The sequence below is a fragment of the Streptomyces hyderabadensis genome (assembly GCF_020404845.1).
GTDB lineage: Bacteria > Actinomycetota > Actinomycetes > Streptomycetales > Streptomycetaceae > Streptomyces > Streptomyces hyderabadensis.
This window is the reverse complement of sequence record NZ_JAIOJZ010000061.1, coordinates 1-9,356: the sequence shown is the minus strand read 5'-3', so window position 1 is coordinate 9,356 and position 9,356 is coordinate 1. Positions and strand designations below refer to the sequence as shown.

The following is a 9,356-nucleotide window of genomic DNA, read 5'->3' as shown; positions in this document are numbered from 1 at the left end:
GGGGAACCCATGGCAAGCCAGCTCGACACGGGACCTGACCTGCTGTCCTACGTCCGGAAGGTCTCCCTGCGGGACGACGACGTCCTGCGGGAGCTGCGGGAGGCGACGACCCCGCTGCCGGGCGGCCGGGCGATGCAGGTGATGGCCGAGGAGGGGCAGTTCCTGGCGCTCCTCGTCGCCATGAACGGCGCCCGCAACGTCCTGGAGATAGGGACCTACACCGGGTACAGCGCGCTGTGCATGGCCCGCGCGCTGCCGTCCGACGGCCGGCTGGTGACCTGCGACATCACGGAGAAGTGGCCGGACATCGGCCGGCCGTACTGGGAGCGGGCGGGCGTCGCCGACCGGATCGACGTCCGGATCGGGCCCGCACTGGACACGCTCCACCGCCTCACCTCGGGCGAGCCCGGCCCCGGCGGCTTCGACCTGGCCTTCGTCGACGCCGACAAGAGCAACTACGTCGCCTACTACGAGGCCGCCCTGGAACTGGTGTGCCCCGGCGGCCTGGTGGTCGTCGACAACACGCTCTTCTTCGGCCGGGTCCTCGACCCCGGCGCCCAGGACCCCGACACCCGGGCGGTACGGGAACTCAACGATCTCGTGCACGGCGACGACCGGGTGGAGATCGCCCTCCTGCCGTTCGCCGACGGCGTCACCCTCGCCCGGAAGCGGCACGACACACCCTAGAGACCGACGGCACAACGGCGTCGGCCTCAGGACCGCGAGGATCCTGAGGCCGACGCCGTTGCCGTCGCCGCCGCGTCCTACCCGGCGGCACCGGCGGCCGCCGCCAGCTCCGGGGCGCGGAGCGTGAGCGTGGCGGGCGCCGGCTGCGGTGCGGGCACCAGATGGAGCCGCTCGATCTCCGGCTGCGGCGGCTCCGCCAGCCCGGCACGGCAGCCGCACGCGGAGTCGTCGAAACCGGAGAAACGGTAGGCGACCTCCATCATCCGGTTCCGCTCGGTGCGTCGGAAGTCGGCGAGCAGGTGCACCCCCGCCCGCGCGGCCTCGCCCACCAGCCAGTTGATGATGGCCGCACCGGCCCCGAAGGACACCACCCGGCAGGAAGTGGCCAGCAGCTTCAGATGCCACACCGAGGCATGACGTTCCACCAGCAGCACGCCGATCGCACCGTGCGGTCCGAAACGGTCCGTCAGTGTCACGGTCAGCACCTCGTGCGCCGGATCGGACAGCAGGCCACGCAGCTCGGCGTCGCCGTAGTGGATGCCCGTGGCGTTCATCTGGCTGGTGCGCAGCGTCAGTTCCTCCACCCGCGTCAGCTCCTCGCCGGTGGCCCTGCGGATCTCCATCACCAGGTCCAGCGAGCGCAGGAACTCCTCGTCCGGCCCCTGGAAGGAACTCTGCTCCGCCTCGCGGCGGAAGGACGCCTGGTACATCTGGCGGCGGCGCGCGGAGTCGACGGTCACCGTCCCGGGCGAGAACTCCGGCCGGTCCAGCAGCGACAGCACGTCCTCGGCGGCGTAGCAGCGGACCTCGGGCAGATGGTGGACGACCTCGGCCCGCTCGGCCGGCTGGTCGTCGACGAAGGCCATGGTGCCGAGCGCGAACCGCAGCCGGTCCGCCACCCGCCGCACCGCGTCGGACTTGCGGCCCCAGCCGATCTGCGGCAGCACGAAGTACTCGGCGAGCCCCAGCTCCGTCAGCCGGGCCAGGGCCAGGTCGGGATCGTTCTTGCTGGACACGGACTGCATGATGCCCCGCGCGTCGAGGCCGGTGACGACGTCGCGCACCGCGTCGGCCACCCGGACGTCGTCGCCCTCCAGGATCGTGCCGGACCAGAGCGTGTTGTCCAGGTCCCACACGAGGCACTTCACGAGGGTCGTGTTCGTGGACACGAGAACTCCTAGGAATAGTCTGCGGCGAGTGCGTGCCGGGAGAGCATCAGCTGGCAGATCTCGCTGCTGCCCTCGATGATCTCCATGAGCTTGGCGTCCCGGTAGGCGCGCGCCACGGCGTGCCCGTCCCGGGCCCCGGCCGAGGCCAGCACCTGCACCGCGGTCGCGGCCCCCCGGGCCGCGTGCCGGGAACCGGTGTACTTGGCCAGCACGGTGGCCGCCACCATGTCCGGCGAGCCCTCGTCCCAGCAGCGGGAAGCATGCGCGCAGGCCAGCGTCGCGGACCGCTCGTCGGCGTACAGCTCGGCCATGTGCCGGGCGACCAACTGGTGCTCGATCAGCGCGGTGCCGAACTGCCGCCGCTCCCGGGCGTGTGCGCCGACCGCCTCCACGCAGGACCGCAGGATGCCGACGCACCCCCAGGCCACCGACATCCGCCCGTACGCGAGGGCCGCGGTGACCAGCAGCGGCAGCGACTGCCCGGTACCGCCCAGCACCTGACCGGCCGGCACCCGTACGTCCGTCAGCTCCACGTTCGCGTGCCCCGCGGCCCGGCAGCCCAGCGGATCCGCCACCCGGGTCACGCGCACCCCGGGCCGGGAGACGGGGACCACGACGGCGGCCGCGCCGTCCCCGTAGCGCCCGAAGACCACGATCCGGTCGGCGTAGGCCGCCGCCGTCGTCCACACCTTGCGCCCCGTCACCACGACGTCGTCGCCGTCCGGGGTGATGGTGGCCGCCATGGCGGACAGATCGCTGCCGGCGTCCGGTTCGCTGAACGCCACGGCCGCCAGACCGCCGCTCACCAGATGCCGCAGGTGCTCCGCCCGCTGACCGGCGTCGCCCAGCCGCTGGATGGTCCAGGCCGCCATGCCCTGGGAGGTCATCACGCTCCGCAGCGAGCTGCACAGGCCCCCCACGAACGCGGTGAACTCACCGTTCGCGAGACTGCTCGCACCGAGCCCGCCGTATTCGGTGCCGACCTGGGCGCACAGCAGCCCGCGCGCACCGAGGTCGGTCAGCAGATCCGCCGGCAGCTCACCCGCAAGGTCCCAGGCACCGGCCTTGTCACCGACCAGCCCCCGCACGAGGGGCCGGGCCGCGACGAGCGGCTCAGGCATCGCGGAGCCGCAGCACCAGCTCGGTGATGCGCTGCACGGTCCGGAAGTTGTCCAGCTTCAGGTCGCCGCCCACCACCGCGACGCCGTAGCGCTGCTCCAGCAGCACGACGAGCTCCATCGCGAACATGGAGGACACCAATCCGCTGGCGAACAGGTCCAGATCGGGAGAGACCGCCGACTTGGTGCGGGCCTCCAGGAATTCCAGGAGATGGGACTCGATCTCCGCCGGAGTCGGAACACCCGTCTCCGCGGTGGTCTGCTCGGTCACATCGATGCCTTTCCGTAGTCGTAGAAACCGCGGCCGCTCTTGCGGCCCAGATCTCCGGACCGCACTTTCTCCAGCAGCAGCTCGCAGGGCCGGCAGCCGGGGTCTTGGGTGCGTTCGAAGAGGATGTTGAGGGAGTCCACCAGGTTGTCGATGCCGATGAGATCGGCGGTCGCGAGGGGGCCGGTCGGATGGCCGAGGCACTTGCGCATCAGCTCGTCCACCGCCTCCACCGTCGCCGTGCCCGCCTCCACGACCCGCGCCGCGTCGTTGATCATCGGGTGCAGCAGCCTGCTGGTGACGAAGCCCGGAGCGTCCCGGACCTCGATGGCGGTACGGCCCAGCGCCGTCAGCAGCGAGCCGACCCGGGCCAGCGTCCGCTCACCGGTGCGCGGACCGCGGATCACCTCCACCGCCTTGATCAGGAACGGCGGGTTCATGAAGTGCGTACCGACCAGGTCCTCCGGGTGCGGCACCGCCTCGGCCAGCTCGTCGACCGGGATGCCCGAGGTGTTGGTGATCAGCGGAACACCCGGACCGGTCAGTGCCGCGAACTCGGCCAGCACCTTCGCCTTGGTGCCGGAGAACTCCACGACCGCCTCGATGACGGCGGTCGCCTCCGCGGCCGCCGCGGGGGAGGTCGTCGTCACCAGCTCGGCCGGCGCGCAGCCCTCGGGAAGCGCACCGAGCAGCTGGGCGTGGCGCAGCTGCCGGTCGACGTTCTCCCGGGTGACCCGCAGGACGTCCTCGGTCAGGTCCACGAGCGTCACCGGAACGCCGTGGCCCAGGGCCAGTGCGGCGATGCTCGATCCCATCACACCGCCGCCCACGACGGTCAGTCGATGCTGCGGCTCGTCCATCGGCATACGGGGTCCTTCCACGCCATTAACCGGGAATGAGTAAATACAATGCAGGTGATTATGCGGAAAGTAGATCGCGGTGTAATAGCGGGACAACCCCTAGCCCGCGGGGCGTGACCCCTAGCCGGATGACCCCTGTTAGGGGGCCGTTTCAGGGGTTGGGGCGCGCGCTGCGCGTTGGGTAGCTTCCCATCGGAAATCCCCCGGTGGCGGTCGAATTCCGAATCCTTGGACAGGACCTGGCGCTTTCCGGGAACGCGGACGGGAGGCCGGGGACATGAATGCATCCGTCGAGCAGGTCGTCGAGGCGCTGCGCGCGTCGATGCTCGACAACGAGCGGCTGCGACGTCAGAACAAGGAACTCGCCGAAGCCGCTCCCGACGACGACCCGATCGCGATCGTGAGCATGGCCTGCCGGTTCCCCGGCGGCGTCGCCTCCCCGGAGGACCTCTGGCGCGTGGTCGCCGAGGGCCGCGACTGCGTGACCCCGTTCCCCGCCGACCGCGGCTGGGACCTGGCCAGCCTGTACGACCCCGAGCCGGGCCGCCCCGGCCGCTCCGTCGCCCGCGAGGGCGGCTTCCTGTACGACGCCGCGGACTTCGACGCCGACTTCTTCGGCATGAGCCCCCGGGACGCCCTCGGCACGGACCCGCAGCAGCGCCTGCTGCTGGAGACGGCCTGGGAGGCGGTGGAGCGGGCCGGGATCGACCCGACCTCGCTGCGGGGCAGCCGCACCGGAGTGTTCGCCGGCGTGATGTACCACGACTACGGCGCCGGAACGAGCGACGGCAGCCTGGTGACGGGCCGGGTGGCGTTCACGCTGGGGCTGGAGGGCCCGGCGGTCTCGGTGGACACGGCGTGCTCGTCGTCGCTGGTGGCCATGCACTGGGCGATGCAGGCGCTGCGCTCGGGCGAGTGCGACCTCGCGCTCGCCGGCGGCGTCACGGTGATGACGACCCCCGACATGTTCCTCTACTTCAGCCTGCAGCGCGGCCTGGCCCCGGACGGCCGCTGCAAGGCCTTCGCCGCCTCCGCCGACGGCGTCGGCTGCGCGGAGGGCGTCGGCCTGGTCATGCTGGAGCGGCTCGCGGACGCCCGACGCCACGGCCACGAGGTACTGGCGGTCGTGCGGGGCTCGGCGGTGAACCAGGACGGCGCCTCCAGCGGCCTGACCGCCCCGAACGGCCCCGCACAACGGCGGGTGATCCGGCAGGCGCTGGACTCCGCGGGCCTGTCCCCGGCGGACGTGGACGTGGTGGAGGCGCACGGCACCGGCACCACGCTGGGCGATCCGATCGAGGCCCAGGCCCTGCTGGCGACCTATGGCCGGGACCGTCCCGCCGGCCGCCCGCTGTGGCTGGGTTCGGTCAAGTCGAACATCGGGCACGCCCAGGCCGCCGCCGGTGTGGGCGGGGTCATCAAGATGGTGATGGCCATGCGGCACGGTGTCCTGCCCCGGACGCTGCACGCCGACGAGCCGTCGCCGCAGGTGGACTGGTCGGCGGGCGAGGTGCGCCTGCTGACCGAGGCGCGGGAGTGGGCGGCCGGGGACCGTCCGCGGCGTGCGGGCGTGTCCTCGTTCGGACTGAGCGGCACGAACGCCCACGTCATCCTGGAGGAGGCGACGGCGAGGGAGGCGACGGAGGCGACGGAGGAAGGCGAGCCGGTCGACGCGGCCGGGGAGCACGGCCGGACGCCGGGCGTGGCACGGGAGGTCGCCTGGCTCGTCTCGGCCAGAACCGCGGACGGCCTGCGCGCCCAGGCCGCCCGACTCGCCACGTTCCTGGCGGAGCAGTCGGAGCAGTCGGAGCAGTCGGATCAGGCAGGCCCCGACCCCTTGGACGTCGGCTTCTCCACCAGTACGACCAGAACGCAGCTCACCCACCGAGCCGTCGTCGTCGGCAACGACCCCACCGACCTCCTGGAGGGCCTGCGCGCCTTGTCCCTCGACGAGACGCACCCCGGGGTGGTCCGAGAAACGGCCCGACTCGACGAACCGACGGCGTTCCTGTTCTCGGGTCAGGGGGCGCAGCGGCTGGGGATGGGCCGGGAGTTGTGTGAGGCGTTCCCGGTGTTCGCGGAGGCGTTCGACGCGGCGGTGTCGGAGCTGGACCGGTATCTGGAGCGTCCGTTGCGGGAGGTGGTGTGGGGTGAGGACGCCGCGTTGCTGGAGCGGACGGTGTTCACCCAGGCTGCGTTGTTCGCGTTCGAGAGCGCCCTGTTCCGCCTGTGGGAGTCGTGGGGGGTCTCCCCGGATGTGCTGGTGGGCCATTCGATCGGTGAGCTGACGGCGGCCTACGTCGCCGGGGTCTGGTCGCTCGAAGACGCGGCGCGTCTGGTGGCGGCGCGGGGCCGGTTGATGGACGCATTGCCCGAAGGTGGTGCGATGGTCGCGGTGGAGGCCACCGAGGACGAGGTCGCGCCGCACCTGAATGGTGGGGTGTCGTTGGCGGCGGTCAACGCGCCCGGTTCGGTGGTGCTGTCCGGCGAGGAGAAGGCCGTTCTTGCGGTGGCGGAGCACTTCGCCGACCGCCGTACCCGCCGTCTGCGGGTCTCGCACGCCTTCCACTCCGCGTTGATGGAGCCGATGCTGGCCGACTTCGAGACGATTGCTCGCGAACTCACTTACGAACAGCCGCGGTTCTCGATCGTTTCCACCGTCGCGCCCGATGCGGATGTGACTGATCCGGCGTACTGGGTGGGCCAGGTCCGTGCCACGGTGCGTTTCGCCGACGCGGTGGTGGAGTTGGGCCGTCGGGGTGTGGTGTCGGCGGTGGAGTTGGGGCCGGATGCGGTGTTGGCGCCGTTGACGGGTGAGGTTTTTGCGGCGGTGGCGGCGTCGCGGCGTGAGCGGGGTGAGGTGCGGGAGTGTGTGCTGGCGTTGGGCCGCATGTTCGCGCGGGGTGTGGTGGTGGACTGGGAGGCGTTCTACGCGGGTACCGGGGCGCGGCGGGTGGACCTGCCCACCTACGCCTTCCAGCGCCGCCGCTACTGGCAGACCGGAGAGGCGGGCACCACCACCCTCGGGCTCGACCGCGCGGAGCACCCCTTCCTCGACGCGGCGGTGCCGATGGCCGACTCGGGCGGACTGCTGCTCACCGGCAACCTGTCCGCGGCCACCCACCCGTGGCTGGCCGATCACCGGGTACGCGGCGTCAACCTCTTCCCCGGCTCGGGATTCGTCGACCTGGCGCTGTACGCGGCCGGGCTCGTCGGCTGCAACGTCCTTGAGGAACTGACACTGCGGGCGCCGCTCGTCCTCCCAGCCACGGACACCGTCCAACTCCAGCTCACCGTCGTACCGGAGGACGAGTCCGGCCGCTTCTCGGTCGCCTTCCACTCGCGGCCCGCCGCCGACCGCTCCTGGACGCTCCTGGCACAGGGGACACTCACCACCGGGAGCGTCGTGGCGGCACCGCTCGGACCGTGGCCGCCCTCCGATGCCGAGCCCCTCCCCGTCGAGGACTTCTATGAAGGTCTGGCCGCCCGGGACTACGGCTACGGCCCCGCCTTCCAAGGGCTGCTTGCCGCCTGGCGCCACGGTGACGATCTCCTTGCCGAGGTGGCACTGACCGAGGACGCGACGGGGTTCCCGATCCACCCGGCGCTGCTCGACTCCACGCTCCACCTCGGCCTCCTGGACGACGCGGACACCGTCCTGCCGTTCGTGTGGAACGGCGTCGTACTGCACGCCGAAGGCGCGACCACACTCCGCGTCCGCCTGACCCGCACCGGCGACGCGGTCGCCGTCGAGGCCGCAGACCCGGAGGGGCGCCCTGTCCTGTCGGTGCGTTCCCTGGTGGGACGGCCGGTGTCCGAGGACCAGATCACCACCGCGGGAGCAGCACACGACACGCTCTTCCGCCCCGTCTGGTCGCCGCTGGCCGAGGCCGCCCCCCGCCCTTCCGACGACGGGGAACGCGTCGTGTGGGAGGCCCCCGGGGGCGACCTGTTGCCCGCGCTGCACGCCACGCAGGCCGCCGTCCGGGAGCACCTCTCCACGGCACCGGTCGGCACCACCCTCGTCGTGGTCACCCGGAACGCGGTGGCGCTGCCCGGCGAGACCGCGCCCGACCTCACCGGAGCGGCCATCTGGGGCATGCTGCGCTCGGCCCAGGCCGAACACCCCGACCGCATCGTGCTCGTCGACCTCGACGGCCCGGCGGATCCCGTCCCGGCGGCCGGTCTCGGTGAACCGCAGGTCGTCGTGCGGGATGGCGTGGCCCACACCCGCCGGATGGTCCGGCTGGCGACACCGGGTACGACCGGAGCCGCTGATGCTGCCGACGCCGCCGAAGTCGCCGGGAACGAGGAGATCGACGGCACCGTCGTCGTCACCGGCGGCACGGGGGCACTGGGCGCGCTCGTGTCGCGGCATCTCGTTACCCGCCACGGCGTACGCGACCTGCTGCTGGTCAGCCGGACCGGTGAGGCACCGGCCCTGACGGAGGAGCTGACACGACTCGGTGCCCACGTCGAGACCGCCGCTTGCGACGTGTCCGACCGCGGCGCCCTGGAACGCCTGCTGGCCGACCGTCCCGTCGCCGGTGTCGTCCATGCGGCCGGCATCCTGGACGACGGGGTCTTCGCGTCACTCACTCCCGACCGCATCGACACGGTCGTACGGACCAAGGCCGAGTCGGCCCGCCATCTGCACGAGCTGACCGCAGACCGCGACCTGCGCTTCTTCGTCCTGTTCTCCTCCGTCGCCGGTGTCCTCGGCACACCGGGCCAGGCCAACTACGCCGCCGCCAACGCCTGTCTCGACGCCCTGGCCGCACACCGTCGTTCCCTCGGCCTGCCCGCGCACTCCCTGGCGTGGGGGCCGTGGGAGGTCGAGGGCGGAATGGGGGAGGGGCTGGCGGCAGCCGACGGACTCCGCCTCGAACGTCAGGGCCTGCGTCCGCTCTCCGCCGAACTGGGCCTGGCCTCCTTCGACGCGGCCCTGCGCACGGACGAGCAGCTCCTCGTCGTCGCCCGCTGGAGCCCGCCGGCCAGGGCACGGAGCCGGGCGGCCACGACCGGTCGGACCACGCCGGGCACGAAGGACGCTTTGTCGCTGGTCCGGTCCCAGGCGGCGTTCGTCCTCGGACACGGATCGGCGGACGCGGTGGAGCCCGACCGGGCCTTCTCGGAGCTGGGCTTCGACTCCCTGACCGCCGTCGAGTTCCGCAACCGGCTCAGCACCGAGACGGGTCTGCGACTCCCGGCCACCCTGGTCTTCGACCACCCCAACGCCCGCGCACTCGCCTCA

General features: G+C 72.1%; 6 protein-coding genes. 2 read left to right on the top strand and 4 right to left on the bottom strand.

Going from position 1 to position 9,356, the window contains the following annotated elements; all coding sequences use genetic code 11:
* The first annotated feature begins 9 nt into the window (after window positions 1-9).
* The gene (locus tag K7854_RS32065) at window positions 10-687 is read left to right on the top strand and encodes an O-methyltransferase (RefSeq protein WP_226030067.1); all 678 of its coding nucleotides are present in this window, start codon (window positions 10-12) and stop codon (window positions 685-687) included.
* Window positions 688-764: 77 nt separating this feature from the next.
* On the opposite strand, the gene K7854_RS32060 is transcribed toward K7854_RS32065, so the two are convergent.
* The 4 genes from K7854_RS32060 to K7854_RS32045 are packed head-to-tail and all read right to left on the bottom strand — an operon-like array spanning window position 765 to window position 4,108.
* The gene (locus K7854_RS32060) at window positions 765-1,856 is read right to left on the bottom strand and encodes an HAD-IIIC family phosphatase (RefSeq protein WP_226030066.1); all 1,092 of its coding nucleotides are present in this window, start codon (window positions 1,854-1,856) and stop codon (window positions 765-767) included.
* 8 nt (window positions 1,857-1,864) lie between these two features.
* Window positions 1,865-2,977 (bottom strand): acyl-CoA dehydrogenase family protein, encoded by a 1,113-nt coding sequence (locus K7854_RS32055; protein ID WP_226030065.1) that lies wholly within the window; start codon window positions 2,975-2,977, stop codon window positions 1,865-1,867.
* On the bottom strand, window positions 2,970-3,245 hold the full coding sequence (locus K7854_RS32050; protein ID WP_226030064.1) for an acyl carrier protein: 276 nt from the start codon (window positions 3,243-3,245) through the stop codon (window positions 2,970-2,972). The genes K7854_RS32055 and K7854_RS32050 overlap by 8 nt, the downstream gene beginning before the upstream one ends.
* Complete coding sequence (locus K7854_RS32045) at window positions 3,242-4,108, bottom strand: 3-hydroxyacyl-CoA dehydrogenase family protein (RefSeq protein ID WP_226030063.1); 867 nt, start codon at window positions 4,106-4,108, stop codon at window positions 3,242-3,244. The genes K7854_RS32050 and K7854_RS32045 overlap by 4 nt, the downstream gene beginning before the upstream one ends.
* Window positions 4,109-4,379: 271 nt before the next feature.
* On the opposite strand from K7854_RS32045, the gene K7854_RS32040 reads away from it, so the two are divergent.
* Window positions 4,380-9,356 (top strand): type I polyketide synthase (locus tag K7854_RS32040; protein ID WP_226030062.1); only part of this gene is annotated, 4,977 nt, incomplete at its 3' end.